The organism is Streptomyces radiopugnans (assembly GCF_900110735.1).
GTDB lineage: Bacteria > Actinomycetota > Actinomycetes > Streptomycetales > Streptomycetaceae > Streptomyces > Streptomyces radiopugnans.
In genome coordinates this window covers 81,275-97,816 of sequence record NZ_FOET01000013.1, presented here as the reverse complement: position 1 = coordinate 97,816, position 16,542 = coordinate 81,275, and the positions used below count along the sequence as shown (strand labels likewise).

Annotated in this window: 15 protein-coding genes; 4 read left to right on the top strand and 11 right to left on the bottom strand. The window is 73.8% G+C overall.

Going from position 1 to position 16,542, the window contains the following annotated elements; translation table 11 throughout:
• Positions 1-16 precede the first annotated feature (16 nt).
• From BMY40_RS20920 to mce, 5 genes are all read right to left on the bottom strand, one after another.
• Complete coding sequence (locus BMY40_RS20920) at positions 17-976, bottom strand: ABC transporter permease (protein WP_093661909.1); 960 nt, start codon at positions 974-976, stop codon at positions 17-19.
• Entirely contained in the window at positions 973-2,121 is a 1,149-nt protein-coding gene (locus tag BMY40_RS20915) for an ABC transporter ATP-binding protein (RefSeq protein WP_093661907.1), read from the bottom strand. Before BMY40_RS20915 ends, BMY40_RS20920 begins: the two co-directional genes overlap by 4 nt.
• A 221-nt stretch (positions 2,122-2,342) precedes the next feature.
• A complete protein-coding gene (locus BMY40_RS20910; RefSeq protein ID WP_093661905.1) occupies positions 2,343-3,284 on the bottom strand; it encodes a coiled-coil domain-containing protein in 942 nt (313 codons plus the stop codon).
• Positions 3,285-3,407: 123 nt separating this feature from the next.
• Positions 3,408-6,791 carry a polarized growth protein Scy gene (gene scy, locus BMY40_RS20905; protein WP_093661903.1) on the bottom strand — a complete coding sequence of 1,128 codons (3,384 nt, stop codon included), beginning with the start codon at positions 6,789-6,791 and terminating at the stop codon, positions 3,408-3,410.
• A gap of 148 nt (positions 6,792-6,939) precedes the next feature.
• A complete protein-coding gene (gene mce / locus BMY40_RS20900; RefSeq protein ID WP_093661901.1) occupies positions 6,940-7,371 on the bottom strand; it encodes a methylmalonyl-CoA epimerase in 432 nt (143 codons plus the stop codon).
• Between the two features lie 137 nt (positions 7,372-7,508).
• On the opposite strand from mce, the gene BMY40_RS20895 reads away from it, so the two are divergent.
• Positions 7,509-8,735, top strand: coding sequence for an acetyl-CoA C-acetyltransferase (locus tag BMY40_RS20895; RefSeq protein ID WP_093661899.1), 1,227 nt, complete (start codon positions 7,509-7,511; stop codon positions 8,733-8,735).
• Positions 8,736-8,936: 201 nt separating this feature from the next.
• The gene (meaB, locus tag BMY40_RS20890; protein WP_093661897.1) at positions 8,937-9,896 is read left to right on the top strand and encodes a methylmalonyl Co-A mutase-associated GTPase MeaB; all 960 of its coding nucleotides are present in this window, start codon (positions 8,937-8,939) and stop codon (positions 9,894-9,896) included.
• 19 nt (positions 9,897-9,915) lie between these two features.
• Here the strand turns inward: meaB and BMY40_RS20885 are convergent, their stop codons facing one another.
• On the bottom strand, positions 9,916-10,458 hold the full coding sequence (locus BMY40_RS20885; RefSeq protein ID WP_093661895.1) for a PepSY domain-containing protein: 543 nt from the start codon (positions 10,456-10,458) through the stop codon (positions 9,916-9,918).
• Positions 10,459-10,578: 120 nt separating this feature from the next.
• On the opposite strand from BMY40_RS20885, the gene BMY40_RS20880 reads away from it, so the two are divergent.
• Together BMY40_RS20880 and BMY40_RS20875 are read left to right on the top strand one after the other, a co-directional pair.
• Complete coding sequence (locus tag BMY40_RS20880) at positions 10,579-11,244, top strand: response regulator transcription factor (RefSeq protein WP_093661893.1); 666 nt, start codon at positions 10,579-10,581, stop codon at positions 11,242-11,244.
• 79 nt (positions 11,245-11,323) lie between these two features.
• A complete protein-coding gene (locus BMY40_RS20875; protein ID WP_425443148.1) occupies positions 11,324-12,850 on the top strand; it encodes a sensor histidine kinase in 1,527 nt (508 codons plus the stop codon).
• Here the strand turns inward: BMY40_RS20875 and BMY40_RS20870 are convergent.
• The 5 genes from BMY40_RS20870 to BMY40_RS20850 form a co-directional block, all read right to left on the bottom strand.
• A complete protein-coding gene (locus tag BMY40_RS20870; RefSeq protein WP_093661891.1) occupies positions 12,847-13,725 on the bottom strand; it encodes a flagellar basal body-associated FliL family protein in 879 nt (292 codons plus the stop codon). The two genes, BMY40_RS20875 and BMY40_RS20870, sit on opposite strands and share 4 nt — an antisense overlap.
• Positions 13,726-13,910: 185 nt before the next feature.
• Positions 13,911-14,387 (bottom strand): MarR family winged helix-turn-helix transcriptional regulator, encoded by a 477-nt coding sequence (locus BMY40_RS20865; protein ID WP_093661889.1) that lies wholly within the window; start codon positions 14,385-14,387, stop codon positions 13,911-13,913.
• A gap of 67 nt (positions 14,388-14,454) precedes the next feature.
• Positions 14,455-15,243, bottom strand: coding sequence for an AIM24 family protein (locus tag BMY40_RS20860; RefSeq protein WP_093661887.1), 789 nt, complete (start codon positions 15,241-15,243; stop codon positions 14,455-14,457).
• Entirely contained in the window at positions 15,240-15,890 is a 651-nt protein-coding gene (locus BMY40_RS20855) for an AIM24 family protein (RefSeq protein WP_093661885.1), read from the bottom strand. Before BMY40_RS20855 ends, BMY40_RS20860 begins: the two co-directional genes overlap by 4 nt.
• Positions 15,890-16,528, bottom strand: a complete 639-nt coding sequence (locus BMY40_RS20850; protein WP_093661883.1) for an AIM24 family protein — start codon at positions 16,526-16,528, stop codon at positions 15,890-15,892. The genes BMY40_RS20855 and BMY40_RS20850 overlap by 1 nt, the downstream gene beginning before the upstream one ends.
• Positions 16,529-16,542 lie beyond the last annotated feature (14 nt).

Here is a 16,542-nt window from a genome sequence, read left to right as displayed (position 1 = left end):
GGGGCGGAGGCGTCCGTCAGACGTCGCGGGCGGAGATGCGGGCGTACGCGCCGATCAGCGCGGCGAGCGTGACGCCCGCCAGCAGCCAGAGCAGCGGCCACCCGGTGTCGGCCGAACCGCCCTCGAACGGGATGCGGAACAGCGAGGACAGGCCGTTGAGCACCGAGTACTCGCGCAGCTTCTCGCCGAACTCCCGCACGCTCTCGGTGAAGAGGAACAGGGAGACGATGAAGGGCAGCAGCACCAGCCCGAGCATGGTGGTGATCGCGCCCGGGGTGCTGCGCAGCAGCGTGCCGACCGCCAGCGACAGCAGGCCCAGCAGCGCCACGTAGAGCGCGGCGCCGACCGTCGCGCCCAGCCACTCGCCGGCGGACGCGACGGCCTGCCCGGTGGCGGCCGTCTCCTCGTTGAGCATCTGCGGATCGATGTACTCGGGGACGGGCTTGCCCTCGATCATCGCCGCCTGGAGGAACGCGGTCAGCGCGCAGGCGACCAGCGTCACCGTGAAGGACAGCAGGAAGAAGACCAGCGCCTTGGCGACAAGCACCCGGCCGCGCTGCGGGCAGGCGGTGAGGGTGGTGCGGATCATCCCGGTGCTGTACTCGGAGGTGATCACCAGCACCCCGAGCGTGATCACGCACAGCTGGCCCAGCATCAGGCCGAAGAAACCGCCGGCCAGCACCGGCATCCCGAGGCCGTCCTGGCTGCCGAGGGCGAGGGCCATGAGCAGGCCGACGCCGACGACGAGGACGAACATCACGGCGAGCGTCCACACCGTCGAGCGCACCGAGCGGATCTTGGTCCACTCCGAGGCGACGGCGTGCCCGAGATGGGTGCGCCGGACGGGGATCGGCGAGGCGTAGCCGTGGCCGCCGGGGGGCGGGCCGGAGAACGCCTGCGGTGCGGTCTGCGGTGCGGCCCGGTGGGCGCCCGGCGGCACGGGGGGCACGGCCTGGCTGTGCTGGGGAGTGCTCATCGGGCGTCCTCGCTGTCGCGCTCGATCATCGGGTCGGCGGGGGCGGGGGCGGGGGAGGGCACCGGCGCGGACACGGGCGGCTGCGGCGGCTGCCAGGTCTGCTGCGGCGGTACCGCGTACGGGTTCGGCCACCCCGCGGTCTGCCCCGCAGCCTGCGGCGCCGCGTACCCCGCGGGCGGGCCCGCGTACCCCGCCGGCGGCTGCGCCAGGAGCCCGGCCCGCGTGTCCTCGGTGGACCGGTAGTCCACCGCGCCCTGCGTCATGCGCATGTACGCCTCCTCCAGGGAGGCCGAGTGCGGGGAGAGCTCCCACAGCCGTACGTCCGCCCCGTGCGCCAGATCGCTGATCCGCGGCAGCGGCAGCCCGGACACCCGCAGCGCGCCGTCCGGTTCCGGCCGGACGCTGCCGCCGGCCTCGGTGAGGGCGGCGGCGAGCCTGTCGCGCTGATCCGGCGCGTCGTCGGGGGTGCGCACCCGGGCGAAGTCGGCGGAGTTGTGCGCGATGAAGTCCTTCACGGACATGTCCGCGAGCAACTGGCCGCGGCCGATGACGATCAGGTGGTCGGCCGTCAGGGCCATCTCGCTCATCAGGTGGCTGGAGACGAAGACCGTGCGTCCCTCGGAGGCCAGCTTCTTCATCAGATTGCGGATCCAGAGGATGCCCTCCGGGTCGAGGCCGTTGACCGGCTCGTCGAACAGCAGCACCTGCGGGTCGCCCAGCAGCGCCGCGGCGATGCCCAGCCGCTGGCCCATGCCGAGCGAGAAGCCCTTGGAGCGCTTCTTCGCCACCTCCCGCAGGCCCACGACGCCCAGCACCTCGTCCACACGGCGTGCGGGGATGCCGGAGAGCCGGGCCAGGCAGAGCAGGTGGTTGTAGGCGCTGCGCCCGCCGTGCACCGCCTTGGCGTCCAGCAGAGCACCCACCTGCCGGGGCGCGTTGGGGAGCCTGCGGTACGGGTGGCCGCCGATGGTGACGCGCCCCTCGGTGGGGGCGTCCAGCCCCAGGATCATCCGCATGGTGGTGGACTTCCCCGAGCCGTTGGGCCCCAGGAAGCCGGTGACCATCCCCGGCCTCACCCGGAAGGAGAGGTTGTGCACGGCCGTCTTGGCGCCGTAGCGCTTCGTCAGGCCGACTGCTTCGATCATGCTTCTTCCGCCCCTGCTGGCCGTCGCGGTCCGGGCGCTGGGCCCCGTCTGGACTAGGAGGCTACCGGGGGGAGTTCGGTTCCCGTCCGCTCCCGGGGCGCGGCGCCCTCCGCGAAAGGCGGGCGGAGACGGCGGCGCCCCGCACCGCCGAAGGGCGGTACGGGGCGCGGTGTCCCACCGTCTGCCGGTGCGGCCGACCCGGTCGGCGCAGTCGGCGTGCCTCAGCGCGACTGCTGGGCGGGGACGCCCAGCGACTCCTCGCCGCTGTCGGTGCTCGGCTGCCCGGTCGCGGCGACGGCCGCGCCGGTGAGCGTGGCCAGCATCTCGCGGACGTTGGTGAGCTGGGCGTTGATGCTGTCGCGGCGGTTGGTGAGCGCCGCCAGCTCGCGCTCGGACTCGCTGCGGATGCGGTCGGCCTTGGCGTTGGCGTCGGCCACGATGTCCTCGGCCTGGCGCTGGGCGGTCTCCACCGTCTGGCGGGCGCGGCGCTCGGCGTCGGTGCGCAGCTTCTCGGCCTCCAGGCGGAGCTGCTCGGCGCGGTGCTCGATCTCCGCCAGGCGCTTCTCGGCCTTGGCCTGACGGGACGCCAGGTCGCGCTCGGACTGCTCGCGGCGCTTGGCCAGGTTGGTCTCGAAGTCGGCGGCGGCCTGCGCGGCCTTGGCCCGGGTGTCCTCGAAGAGGGCGTCGGCCTCCTCGCGCTTGGCCTGGGCGTCCTTCTGCGCGTCCGCGCGCAGCGTGGCGGCCTCGCCCTTGGCCTTCTCGACGATCCGGGCTCCCTCGTCCTCCGCCTTGGCCTTGCGGTCGGCGGCGTACGCCTCGGCGTCGTTGCGCACCTGCTGCGCGGCGGACTCGGCCAGCTCCCGGTGCTGCTCGGCGGCCCGGCGGGCCTCCTCGCGCAGGTCCTTGGCCTCCTCCTCGGCGAGACGGAGGATCTTCTCGACACGGGCGCCCAGTCCGGCGTACGACGGCTCGGAGTCGTTGATCTGCGCCTGTGCGTTCTGCGTCTCGAGGTGCAGCTCCTCGATGCGCTTCTCCAGCGAGGCGATACGGGCCAGCGCGTTGTCACGGTCGGCGACGAGCTTCGCGATGCGGTCGTCCACCTGACCGCGGTCGTAGCCGCGCCGCACGAGCTCGAAGCCGAAGGGAGAGGTGTTGTCGCTCATGGGGTTCCTGTCGGTCAGACGGGGTCGGACGGGAGAGTGATAGAGGGAATCCTAGGGGGGAAAACGGCGTGTCTTCGAGAAGATGCCGGTTTGATATGCACAATGTACGCCCGTTCGAGTGGCTCAGTTCTTGCCCTGTTTGCCGCCGCCATGCGCCGCTCCCGCTCCCACACCGGCCTTGACCGCTCCGTTCGATCCTCCGTCAGAGCCCTTTCCCCCCTTGCCGTCCTTGTCGGACTTGCCCCTGCCGGGTGACTCGAAGGACTCCAGCGCCTCCAGCACGTCCTGGACGCGCGAGATCTCGGCGTTGATGTCCTCGCGGCGGCGGGTCAGCACGTCCAGCTCGCGCTTGCCCTTCTCCAGGGTCCGCTTCGCCTCGGCCTCCGCCTCGGCGAGCACCTTCTCGGCCTCCCGGACGATCGCGGCCTTCTTCTGCTCGGCCTCCTTGAGCAGCCCCTCGGCCTTGCGCACCGCGGCGATACGGACCCTGCTCGCCTCGGAGTCGGCCTCCGCGCGGGTCTGACGGGCCTTCTCCTTCGCCTCGGCCAGCTGCTCGTCGGCCGCCTTCACCAGCTTGTCCACACGCTCGCCGGCGGACCGTACCGCCTCGGCGGCCTCCCGGCGCGCCCGCTCGTGCAGTTCCTCGACCTCGGCCTCGGTGCGCGAGCGCAGCTCCTCGGCCCGCTCCCGGATGGCGCTCGCGTCGCGGCGGGCCTCCTCCAGCATGGTGTCGGAGTCGCTGCGGGACTTCTCCACCAGCGAGGTGCTCTCCGCCCGCGCCTCGGCCACCAGCCGCCCGGCCTCCTTGCGGGCGGCGCCCACCATGGTGTCCGCCTGCTCCTCGGCGGCCGCCGCGATGCGTACGGCCTCCTCGCGGGCCTCGGCGACCAGCCGGTCGGCCTGCTCGGCCGCGTCGCCCAGCCGGCGCGCCGCCGCCTCACGGGCCTCGTCCCGTACGCGGTCGGCCTCGGCGCGCGTGCGCTCGGCCTCCTCGTCCGCCGTGGCCCGGACCCGGTCCGCCTCGGCGATCGCCTCCGAAACGGTGCGCTCCGCCAGCGACTTGGCGGCGTCCGTCTCCTCCTTCGCCTCCCGGCGCAGGGTCGCCGCGGCGTGCTCGGCCGCGGAACGCAGACCGGCGATCTCCTCCTCGGCCTGCTGGTGCATGCCCGCGACCGAGTCGCGTACCTGCTGGGCCTTCTGCTCGGCGGCGGAGACCAGTTCGGCGGCCCGCCGCTCGGCCTCGGCCACCAGCCGCTCGGCCTCGGCCTGCGCCTCCTCGACCCGCTTGCGGGCCGAGGCGAGCAACTCCTCGCTCTGCTCACGGGCCTGGGCCCGCTCCCGGTCCGCCTCCTGGCGGGCGCCGGTGAGCAGTTCCTCGGCCTCGCGGCGGCGCCTGGAGGCCTCCTCCTGGGCGGCGGCCAGCGCCTCGGCCGCCTCGGCGCCCATGCGCTCGGCGGCGGCGTTCGCCTCCGCCCGCACCCGGTCGGCCGTCTCCTGCGCCTCGGTGCGCAGCCGCTCGGCCTCGGTCGCCGCCTCGGTGCGCAGCCGCACCGCCAGGGCCTCGCCCTCGGCGCGGGCCTGCGCGGCGTCGGAGACGGCCTCGGTGCGCAGCCGCTCGGCCTCCTCCTCGGCCTGCTCCCGCAGACCGCGCAGCCGCTCCGCCGACTCCGCGCGCAGCCGCTCGGTCTCGGCGCGGGTCTCCTCGCGCAGCCGCTCGGCCTCCTCACGGGCCCCGCGCAGCTCCTCCTCGGCGGCGGTCAGCCGCTGCTCGGCCTCCTCGCGCAGCCGCTCCAGCTCCGCGTCGGCCTCGGCGCGGCGGGCGGTGACGGCCTGCTCGGCCTCCTCGCGCAGCCGGCGGCCGGCCTGCTCGGCCTCCTCGCGGGTCCGCTCGGCCTGCTCCTCGGCCGCGGTCCGCAGCTCCTCGGCCTCGGCACGGGCCCGCTCCAGTGCCTCTTCGGCCTGGCGGCGCAGGACGGTGGCCCGCTCGATCGCCTCGGTGCGCACCCGCTCGCCCTCGGCCACCGCGGCGCCGCGGGTCTCCTCGGCGTCCGCCTTGGCCTGGCTGAGCAGCTCCTCGGCGCGGCTGGCGGCCTCCTCGATCTGCTGGACGGCCTCGCGGCGGGCCTCGCCGCGGATCCGCTCGCCCTCCTCGACCGCGTCGGCGCGCAGCTGCTCGGCCTCGCCGCGCAGCCGCCGAGCCTCCTCCTGGAGCTCGACGGTCTTGGCGCGGTACTCCTTGGTGTCGTCCTTGGCCGCGCCCTTGAGCTGCTCGGCCAGATCGTGCGCCTCGGCCCGCAGCCGGTCGGCCTCCGCCTCGGCCTCGGTGCGCAGCCGCTCGGCCTCCTCGGTGGCGGCCCGGGTGGTGGCCTTGGCCTCCTCGGACGCCTTGGTGAGCACCTCCTCGGCCGTACGCGCGGCCTCGGCGAGCTGGGCGGCCGACTCCTCGGCCGACTTGGCGCGGGCGCTCTCGCGGGCCTCGGCGATCAGCCGCTCGGCCTCGGCGCGGGCGTCGGCCCGCACCTGCTCGGCCTCGGCCTTGGCGGCCTCGGCGTCCTTGGTGGCCTCGGCGACCATGCGCGCGATCTCGGCCTTGGCGGTACGCCCGCGCTGCTCGTTCTCAGACTCGGCGTCGGCCAGCCGCCTGGCGGCGGCCTCGCGCGCCTCGGCCAGGACGCGGTCGGCCTCCGCGCGGGCCTCGCGCAGCGCCGTCTCGGCCTCCTGCATCCGCTGCTCGGCCTGGCGCGCCAGCGCGGTGGCCTCGCGGCGGGCGGCCTCGGACTCGGCGGCGGTGGAGGTGCGCAGCCGCTCGGCGTGCTCGGTGGCCTCCTGCGCCTGGGTGGAGGCGGCGTTCAGCAGCCGCTCGGCGTCCGCGCGGGCCCGGCGCAGCACCTGCTCGGCCTCGGCCTTGGCGGCCTCCGCCTCGGAGTTCAGGCGCTGCCGGGACTGCTCGGTCAGCCGCTGCACCTCGGCGCGGGCCGCGGCCAGGGTCTGCTCGGCCTCGGCGCGGGCCTCGTCCATCAGCCGCCGGGCCTGCGACTCGCTGCGGGCGCGCAACTGCTCGGCCCAGGCGACGTTCTCGTTGACGTGGGACTCGACGGTCGCGCGGCGCTCGGCCAGCTCCTCGTCCAGCCGCTGGCGGCGGGCGACCGCCTCGGCGTGCAGCTCGGCCTCCATACGGGCCTGCCGCTCGGCGTGCTCCTGCAGGAGCCGCTGGGTCTGGGCCCGGGCCTCGCGCAGCTCGCGCTCGGCGTCCGCGCGCAACTGCTCGGCCTGCGCCTGGGCGTTGCGCAGCAGCTGCTCGGCCTGGTGCGACAGGTTGTCGTAGCCGGCCGGGCGCGCGGCGAGAGCGCGGCGCGCCTCGTGCAGCTTGGCGCGCAGCACTTCGACCTGGTAGCCGAGGTCGTCGGCGTGGTCGATCGCCTTTTCCCGCTCGTCCTTCAGCCGCTTCATCTCGGCTTCGAGCTGAGAGAGGTGGTCGTCAGCCTCGTAGCGGTCGTAGCCCCGCACTGCGCGGTCCCATCCGTCCCCTGGTCGTGGTGAAGGTGAACTGACCCTTCGGAGAAATGGTGTCAGATCATCGGCGGAACATGGGACGGGCCCCTGCCGGCCCGCAGCCCCGGCCGAACGGCCACTCTACCGGCCGGGGGAGCGGGCGTCAGTGGTGTGAGGAAGCGGAGGTGACCAGTTCGGTGAGTACGCCGTGGCAGTCCTTGGGGTGGAGGAAGGTGATCCGCGAGCCCATCGAGCCGGTGCGCGGCTCGTCGTACAGCACCCGGACGCCCTTGTTCCGGATCGCCTCGGCCTCGCCGTCGACGTCCGCGGTGCCGAAGGCGATGTGGTGCACGCCCTCGCCGTTCTTCGCCAGCCACTTGGCCACCGTGGAGTCGTCGCGGGTCGGTTCCAGGAGCTGGAGGTAGGAGGCGCCGCCGTCGTCCGTGCCGTTGATCCGCAGCATGGCCTCGCGCACCCCCTGCTCCTCGTTCACCTCGGTGTGGAACACCTCGAAGCCGTAGGTGGCACGGTAGAAGTCCACCGTCTTGTCCAGGTCGAAACAGGCGATACCGATGTGGTCGATGCGCGTCAGCATGGAAGACAGTGCACCGTCTCGGAGTGTGGTTACGCAACGTGCGCACGGTCACACCGACCGACCGGTGACCCGGGACGGTACCGCTCAGTACATTGGCGATAACCCTCGTTAACTCCCTGCTCCGAAGGGGCCGCACCGTGACCGAAAAGACGAACCCCGAGACCCGTTCGGCGTCCGCCGCCACCTCCGTGATCGTCGCGGGCGCCCGTACGCCCATGGGCCGCCTGCTGGGCTCCCTGAAGACCTTCTCCGGCGCCGACCTGGGCGGCTTCGCCATCAAGGCGGCCCTGGACCGCGCGGGCATCGGCGGGGACCAGGTCGAGTACGTGATCATGGGCCAGGTGCTCCAGGCCGGCGCCGGGCAGATCCCGGCGCGCCAGGCCGCCGTCAAGGCCGGCATCCCCATGAACGTCCCCGCGCTGACGATCAACAAGGTCTGCCTGTCGGGCCTGGACGCCATCGCGCTGGCCGACCAGCTCATCCGCGCCGGCGAGTTCGACGTGGTCGTCGCCGGCGGCCAGGAGTCCATGACCAACGCCCCCCACCTGCTGCCGAAGTCCCGCGAGGGCTTCAAGTACGGCGCGGTGCAGATGCTGGACGCCATGGCCCACGACGGCCTGACCGACTCCTTCGAGAACGTCGCCATGGGCGAGTCCACGGAGAAGCACAACACCCGCCTGGGCATCGGCCGCGCCGAGCAGGACGAGATCGCCGCCCTCTCCCACCAGCGGGCCGCCGCCGCGCAGAAGAACGGCCTGTTCGACGCCGAGATCACCCCGGTGGAGATCCCGCAGCGCAAGGGCGACCCGATCCTGTTCTCCAAGGACGAGGGCATCCGGCCCGAGACCACCGCCGAGTCCCTGGGCAGGCTGCGCCCGGCCTTCGCCAAGGACGGCACCATCACCGCCGGCAGCTCCTCGCAGATCTCCGACGGCGCCGCCGCGGTGGTCGTGATGAGCAGGGCCAAGGCCGAGGAGCTGGGCCTGGAGTGGATCGCCGAGATCGGCGCCCACGGCAACGTCGCGGGCCCCGACAACTCCCTGCAGTCGCAGCCGTCCAACGCCATCCGCCACGCCCTGAAGAAGGACGGCCTGGAGGTCGGCGACCTCGACCTGATCGAGATCAACGAGGCGTTCGCGGCCGTCGCGGTGCAGTCGATGAAGGACCTCGGCATCGACCACGAAAAGGTGAACGTCAACGGCGGCGCGATCGCGCTGGGTCACCCGATCGGTATGTCCGGCGCGCGCATCGTGCTCCACCTCGCCCTGGAGCTCAAGCGCCGCGGCGGCGGCGTCGGCGCCGCGGCGCTGTGCGGCGGCGGCGGCCAGGGCGACGCCCTGATCGTGCGGGTGCCCAGGAAGTGACGGCGCGGTCGCACGGGCCCGTACGCCGTACCCGGCGGGTGCGGGCCCGTGTGACCGGCGGCACGGCGGCGCGCGAGCGGCGCGGGAAGAATGACGGCCGGACCGGACGGCCGGCCACAGTGGCCACCCGGCGGCCGACGAGGGCCGATGAAGGCCGACGAGGGCCGGCGACGGCCGAGTAACGCGAGGAGCGCAGCACGCATGGCGGTGGACGTCCCCGGACTGGTGGAGCAGGCACGGCAGGGCAGGCCCCGGGCCGTGGCCCGGCTGATCTCGCTGGTGGAGGGTGCCTCCCCGCAGCTCAGGGAGGTCATGGCGGCGCTGGCGCCGCTGACGGGCAACGCGTACGTCGTCGGCCTGACCGGCTCGCCGGGGGTGGGCAAGTCCACCTCCACCTCGGCGCTGGTGACCGCGTACCGCAAGGCCGGCAGGCGGGTCGGCGTCCTCGCGGTGGACCCCTCCTCGCCCTTCTCCGGCGGCGCGCTGCTGGGCGACCGGGTGCGGATGTCCGAGCACGCCTCCGACCCCGGCGTCTACATCCGCTCCATGGCCACCCGCGGCCACCTCGGCGGCCTGGCCTGGGCCGCCCCGCAGGCCATCCGCGTCCTGGACGCGGCCGGCTGCGACGTGGTCCTGGTGGAGACGGTCGGCGTCGGCCAGTCCGAGGTCGAGATCGCCTCGCAGGCCGACACCTCCGTCGTCCTCCTCGCACCCGGCATGGGCGACGGCATCCAGGCCGCCAAGGCCGGGATCCTGGAGATCGGCGACGTGTACGTGGTCAACAAGGCCGACCGCGACGGCGCCGACGCCACCGCCCGCGAGCTCAACCACATGCTGGGCCTGGGCGAGGCCCGGGGGCCCGGCGACTGGCGCCCGCCGATCGTCAAGACCGTCGCCGCGCGCGGCGAGGGCGTCGACGAGGTCGTCGAGGCGCTGGAGAAGCACCGGGCCTGGATGGAGGAGCGCGGGGTGCTCGCCGAGCGCCACCGGGCGCGCGCGGCCCGCGAGGTGGAGACCATCGCGGTGACCGCGCTGCGCGAGCGCATCGGCGACCTGCGCGGCGACCGGCGCCTGGACGCGCTGGCCGAGCGGATCGTGGGCGGGACGCTCGACCCGTACGCGGCGGCCGACGAGCTGGTGGCGGGGCTGACGGGCGAGTGAGCCCGGCGGGGGACGGCCGTCAGCCCTCGCGGCGGTCGTCGTCCCGGTCGTCGCCGCCCTTGTCGTCGTCCCGGTCGTCGGCGTCGGCCTTGCCCCGGTCCTCCGCGTCGTCGTCCCGGTCGTCCGTGTCGTCGTCCCGGTCGTCCTCCGCGTCGTCGCCGTCGTCCGAGCCGGCGCCCCGCTCCAGCACGTCGGCGCTGTCCGCGTCCACCGAGACCTCGTGCCAGGCGCCGTCCTCGCCCAGGACGTCGACGTCCCAGACCAGCCGGTCGCTGTCGTCGTCGTCCAGCTCGGCGGACTCCGCCGTGCCCGGCACGGCCTTCAGCGCGGCCGCGACGGCCTCCTGGAGGGTGATCCCGGCGCCGCGCAGCGTCTGCCGCTCGCCCCGGTCGTCGTCGCTCCTGTCGTCCCGGCTGTCGTCCCGGTCGTCGGTGTCGGCGCCGGCCCGCAGGCTAGCGGCCAGGGCGCTCCGATCGGTGTCGTCCTCGGCGAAGGCGAGGGTGCCACCGCCGACGGCGAGGGCGGCGGTGGCGACGGCGGCGACGACCAGCTTGCGGTTCATGGGTGTTCCTCCCTGCAGACGGGTTCCGCATCTGACGTGGAACACCGTCGCAGGGCGCGGCTGAGGGCTTCCTGAAGCCGCCTGAAGATCTCTTCAGGCGGCTTTTGGCAGGCTGACCCCATGCGCGTACTGATCGTGGAGGACGAGAAGCGGCTCGCCCTGTCGCTGGCCAGGGGCCTGACGGCCGAGGGGTTCGCCGTCGACGTGGTCCACGACGGCCGGGACGGGCTGCACCGGGCGACCGAGGGCTCCTACGACCTGATCGTCCTCGACATCATGCTGCCGGGCGTGAACGGCTACCGGGTCTGCTCGGCCCTGCGCGCCGCCGGGGACGAGACGCCGATCCTGATGCTGACCGCCAAGGACGGCGAGTACGACGAGGCCGAGGGCCTCGACACCGGCGCCGACGACTACCTCACCAAGCCGTTCTCCTACGTGGTGCTGCTCGCCCGGGTGAGGGCGCTGCTGCGCCGCCGCACCCGGGGCGGGGCGGCCGTGCTGCGGGTGGGCGGGCTGACCGTGGACCCCGCCGCGCGGCGGGTGACCCTGGACGGGCGCGAGGTGGCGCTGACCGCCAAGGAGTTCGCCGTCCTGGAGTACCTGGCGGTGCGCGCCGGGGAGGTGGTCTCCAAGGCGGAGGTCCTCGAACACGTCTGGGACTTCGCCTACGAGGGCGACGTCAACATCGTCGAGGTGTACGTCAGCGCGCTGCGCCGCAAGCTGGGCAGCGCGGCGATCGCCACTGTGCGCGGCGCCGGGTACCGGCTGGTGCGGAACGGTGCGTAGGCCCCTGCCCTCCCCGCTGGCCCGGCTCACCGTCCGGGTGCGCGCCGCGCTCGGCGCCACGCTCGTGGTGGCGGTCGCCCTGGTGGCGGCCGGTGTCGCGGTGGTCGAGGTGCTCCGCGGAGGCCTCGCCGAGAACGCCCGGCTGCACGCCGAGACCACCGCCCGCGAGGTCGCCGCCGGGGTCGCCGACGTGCCGGCGGACGAGGTGGCGGGAGTGGACGCGCTGGCGGACGACGAGCCGGTGCAGGTGGTGGACGCCTTCGGCACGGTGCTCGGAGCCGGCGCCCCGCTGCGCGGACGCGGGCCCGTCGCCGACTTCAACAGGCCCGCGGAACCCCGGCGGACGCCCGTCACGCCCTCTCCGGAGGACAGCGGCGACGACGACGGCGGCAGAGGTGACGACGACAGCGACGACGACCGCGACGACGACGGTGACGACGATGACAGGGGCGGCGCCGCCCCGACGCCGTCCGACGAGCCCGTCGCGGTGGACCGCAACAGCGTCACCCGCACCGCCGCCCTGCCCGTCGACGAGGACGGCGAGGTGACCTACGACCGCTCCCGGGCGGTGGCGACGCAGGACTTCCGCCTGGTCGCCGTGCAGGGCGTCACCCGCGACCGCGTCCCCGTCACCGTCTACGCCGGGGCCTCCCTCGCCGAGCAGGAGGAGGCCGTCTCGACCGTCACCGGCACCATGCTCGCCGGGCTGCCCGCGCTGCTCGCCGTCGTCGGAGGCGTCACCTGGCTGGTCACCCGGGGCGCGCTGCGCCCGGTGGAGGGCATCCGGCGGGAGATGGCGGCCGTCGCGGCCGGCACCGACCTGTCCCGGCGCGTGCCCGAACCACCCTCCCGCGACGAGGTCGCGCGTCTGGCGCGGACCACCAACGAGACCCTGAGCGCCCTGGAGGCCTCCGTCGAACGGCAGCGCCGCTTCGTCGCCGACGCCTCGCACGAGCTGCGCAGCCCGATCGCCTCCCTGCGCACCCAGCTGGAGGTCGCCGCAGCCCACCCCGGACTGCTCGACATCGACGGCGCGGTCCACGACACCGTACGGCTGCAGGCCCTCGCCGCCGATCTGCTGCTGCTGGCCCGCCTGGACGCCGGGGAGCGCCCCGGTGACGCGCGGGTGGACCTGTACGCGTTGGTGCGGGAGGAACTGGCGCAGCGCACCGGGGACCGGATCGCCGTCGTCCTGGAGGACGACGAGGGCGGCGATGGTGGTGATGGCGGGGAACCGGTGGAGGTGTCGGGCTCGCGCGGCCGGCTCGCCCGGGTGCTCGGCAACCTCCTGGACAACGCCCAGCGCCACGCGGCCTCCCGCGTCCGGGTGCGGGTGGGCCGCGAACACGGGCAGGCCGTGCTGGAGGTCGCCGACGACGGCGCCGGGGTGCCGGAGGAGGAGCGGGAGAGGATCTTCGAGCGGTTCGTACGGCTGGACGACGCGCGCAGCCGGGACGACGGCGGCGCCGGGCTGGGGCTGGCCATCGCCCGCGACGTGGCGGCCCGGCACGGCGGCACCCTCACCGTCGGCCGGGCGGCCGGGGGCGGCGCCCTGTTCACCCTGCGGCTGCCCGCCGCGGCCCCGGCCCGCCCGGGGCGGCACTAGACGTTGTCGTCGCCGATCCAGTCGAGGGTGTCGGTTCCGCCCCCGTCGTCCCACTTGATCTTGATGCTCTCGCCGTCCGAGGTCTTGCTGGCGGTGCCCGCGATGTACTCCTCGTCATCGCCCTCGCCGCACTTGAGCGCGATCCGGTAGCCGCGGCTCTGGTTCTCGCCGATGCCCACGCATATGCCGTCGCCGCCGAACTCGATCCAGGAGACCGAGTTCTTCCCCTCGGCCTCCCCGCTCTCGAACACCTTGCCGACGGTCAGCGTCCTGGCGCCCTCGCCCTGCCACTGCCCCTTGAAGTCGTTCTGGGCGGGCGGGGCCCCGGCCGGTTCGTCGACCGGTTCGTCGGTGGGCTCGTCGTAGTCGCCGAGCGGGTCCTCGGTCGGCTCCTCGGTCGGTTCCTCCGGTTCGTCCGTCTCCTCGGCCGGTCCGGAGGAGACGCCGGGGGAGGGGCTCGCGGCGGTGGCGGCGGGCTCGCCGTCGTCACCGCCGACCGCCAGGTAGACCCCGCCGCCGATGAGGGCGAGCGCCACCACGGCGCCGCCGACGATGAGGGCCACCCTGCCCTGCGTCCCCTTGGGACCGGATCCTCCGCCGGCCTGCGGAGGCGGCGGATAGGCGGCGTACGGGTTCGGCTGCCCGTAGGGCTGCTGGGGCGGCTGCTGCCCGGGCTGCGGGTAGGCGTAGCCCGGCTGCCCGCCCTGGGGGTACGCCGCGGGCCCGCCATAGCCCGGCGGCGGGGCCTGGGGCGGGCCGCCCTGCGGCGGCGGGGGCTGCTGAGGCGGCTGCTGGGGCTGCTGCGGCTGCCCGCCCGGATACTGCGGAGGGCCGAAGCCGTCGTGCGGGGGCTGGCCCGGTGGTGGCTGGCTCATCGGCGGTTACCTCTTGGCGCGGGTCCGGTGGCAGAGGACCCTCCCGCTCGTCCGGTCCAGCGCTCCCCCGGAAAGGGCCAGTCAGCCGCGGACCCGTCGCGTCTTGTCCGTCACGGCAGTCGAGCGGGTCCCCCTCATCATCCCCCACGGACTCCCCGCGGGACGCGGGGGTTTGACGGGGTGCCTCAACCGCGCCCGCGCAGCGACCGCAGGTGTTCGGCGACCGGGACCAGCGAGCCGTGCAGTCCGTCGAGCGCCTCGGGCGCGAGCAGATCGATGAAGTGGCGCCGCACGGAGGCGACGTGGTGCGGCGCGACCTCGCGCATCGTCTTCCAGCCGTGCTCGGTCAGCACCGCGAACAGCCCGCGCTTGTCGGACTCGCAGTTCTCCCGGCGCACCAGCCCGGCCTTCTCCATGCGGGTGATCTGGTGGGACAGACGGCTCTTGGACTGCAGGGTGGCGGCGGCCAGGTCGCTCATCCGCATCCGGTGGTCGTCCGACTCGGAGAGGTTCACCAGGATCTCGTAGTCGTTCATGGTCAGCCCGAACGGCTGGAGGTCCCGCTCCAGTTGGTGCATGAGGAGCCTGTTGACATCGAGGTGGACGCGCCAGGCGCGCTGCTCCCCTCCGCTCAGCCAGCGGGTTTCCTTGTCGCTCTCCATGCCCCGGACTCTACCCGGCGGCCGGAAGCGCTCCCGCCGGGGACCCTCACCCGGGGCAGCGCTCCGGTCACAGTCCGAAGCGGCGCTGGATGCCGCCCAACTGTCCCGGAAGCTGCGGCAGTTGCTGCCCGCCATGTCCGCCGTGCCCACCGTGCCCGCCGCCCGCGCCGGGGACGCCCGGCTGCGACGGCGCAGGGGCGCCGGTGTCCCGCTCCTCCATCAGCACCTCGGTCGACTGGATCAGCACCGTGCCCGCCCCGGTGAAGTCGAACTGGTGCTCCTCGCCGGAGACGCCGCCGATGCCGGTCATCGCCCGCAGCCCGCCGAGCACACCGCGCATGTACTGGTGGTCGTAGTGGTGGCAGGGCGAGGGGCAGTCGGCCCAGCCGACCAGCGCCTGCGGATCGACCCGGACCGGCGGCTCCACGAAGTGCACCTCGCCGTTGGAGGCCGCCACGAACTTCCCCGTCCCCAGCAGGGTCACGAAACCGGGGACGATCGACTGCTTCAGCGCCAGGCTCGGTTCGAAGGCCAGCAGGTTGCCCGAGCGGATGGTGAGGTTGCCGTCCTGGAGGTCGTACGAGTTCACGTCGAACGCCCGGTCGGCGAGCAGCATCCTGCCCTTGCCCTCGGCGACCACCCAGTCCGAGGCGTGCAGCGGGGAGTGGAAGCTGGCGGCGACCAGCCGGTCCAGGGGGCCGTGGCCGATGCCGTTGAAGGTGATCTGCCCGTAGTAGGCGATCATCTTCCCCTTCTGCAGGAACCACCGGCCCGACAGGTCGACGCAGAACGCGTAGGGGTTGACGTTGTCGTTCGACGGCAGTGTGTGGGCGTCGTGGACGACCGGACCGTTCACAGCTTCTCCTCGCTGGCCTGTACGAACACCTCGCCCTGCCCGGACAGTTCGAGCTGGAACGCCTCGCCCGAGCCGCGCCCGACCATGTCCCGCCAGCCGAGCGCCGTGGAGAGCTTGTTCCGCACGTCCCCGTGGTGGGCGACGTACGCCTGCGGATCGACGTGGACCGGGCGGCCCGGGGCGATCGGGAGCCGGAGCACCCCGCCGTGGGCCATCACGGCCACCGAGCCGTGCCCCTTGAGCGTCGTGGTGAACAGCCCCTGCCCGGTCACCTGGCCGCGCACCATGCCCATGACCCCGCCCTGGGAGCCCATGAACATCGTGCCCTGCTCCAGCGTCCCGTCGAAGGCGAGCAGCCGGTCCGCCTCCACGTAGAGGGTGTCGCCGGACAGTTCGATCACCTCGACGTGGTGGCCGCCGTGGCCGAACAGCACGGTGCCGTCGCCCTCGACCGTCATCAGCGGAGCCGCCTCGCCGGCCAGCCGCCGCCCGATCATCGAGCCGATGCCGCCCTGGCCGCCCTGGATGTTGGGCGTGAAGGAGACCTCGCCCTTGTACGCGATCATCGCGCCGCGCTGGCTGAACATCCGCTGCCCGGGCGCCACCCGGGCCTCGACCATCTTGGAGCCGATCTCCCTGAACGGCATCAGACGTCACCGCCGATCGTGTTCCGCTCGCTGGGCTGGACGTAGACCAGCCCCTCGCCCTCGAAGCGGATCTGGAAGGACTCGCCGGACCCCTCGCCCATGAAGGTCCGGAAGTTCACGCCCGTCTGGAACTCCTGCCGCAGATTCCCGGTGTGGGCCACGTACGCCCCCGGGTCCACCTGGAGCGGCGACTGCGGTGTGACGCGCAGCACCACCGCAGGGCCGTCCGACATCAGCGCCGCCGTGCCGGTGCCCTCGACGGTGGTGGTGAACAGGCCGTTGCCCTGCGAGGCGCCGCGCAGTCCGGTGAAGGCGGTGCCGGTGCGCAGGGAACCGTCGGCGCACAGCAGATTGCTGGACTCCACGTGGAGCTTCTGCCCCTGGAGCGCCACCAGGCTGATGTCGCTCGCGCGGTCGGCGAAGTAGCAGGTGCCCTGCCCTTTCACCTCCATCATCTCCATCTGCTCACCGGTGAGGCGGCGGGTGACCATGCCGCGCAGGCCCTCGCCGCCGCCGGAGAGCTTCTTGAAGGCCATCTGGCCGTCGTAGGCGACCATCGAGCCGTTCTTGGCCCTGACCGTGTCGCCTGCCAGGTCGACGGCGAGGACCTTGCCGCCTTGGAGTCGGAACCGAGCCACGGTGCGAATCTACC

Bases quoted from the DNA above. Each gene is read 5' to 3' on its own strand.
- BMY40_RS20920 (WP_093661909.1), bottom strand. From the start codon at position 976: ATGAGCACTCCCCAGCACAGCCAGGCCGTGCCCCCCGTGCCGCCGGGC.
- BMY40_RS20915 (WP_093661907.1), bottom strand. From the start codon at position 2,121: ATGATCGAAGCAGTCGGCCTGACGAAGCGCTACGGCGCCAAGACGGCC.
- BMY40_RS20910 (WP_093661905.1), bottom strand. From the start codon at position 3,284: ATGAGCGACAACACCTCTCCCTTCGGCTTCGAGCTCGTGCGGCGCGGC.
- mce (WP_093661901.1), bottom strand. From the start codon at position 7,371: ATGCTGACGCGCATCGACCACATCGGTATCGCCTGTTTCGACCTGGAC.
- meaB (WP_093661897.1), top strand. From the start codon at position 8,937: ATGGCGGTGGACGTCCCCGGACTGGTGGAGCAGGCACGGCAGGGCAGG.
- BMY40_RS20885 (WP_093661895.1), bottom strand. From the start codon at position 10,458: ATGAACCGCAAGCTGGTCGTCGCCGCCGTCGCCACCGCCGCCCTCGCC.
- BMY40_RS20880 (WP_093661893.1), top strand. From the start codon at position 10,579: ATGCGCGTACTGATCGTGGAGGACGAGAAGCGGCTCGCCCTGTCGCTG.
- BMY40_RS20870 (WP_093661891.1), bottom strand. From the start codon at position 13,725: ATGAGCCAGCCACCACCGGGCCAGCCCCCGCACGACGGCTTCGGCCCT.
- BMY40_RS20865 (WP_093661889.1), bottom strand. From the start codon at position 14,387: ATGGAGAGCGACAAGGAAACCCGCTGGCTGAGCGGAGGGGAGCAGCGC.
- BMY40_RS20855 (WP_093661885.1), bottom strand. From the start codon at position 15,890: ATGCCGTTCAGGGAGATCGGCTCCAAGATGGTCGAGGCCCGGGTGGCG.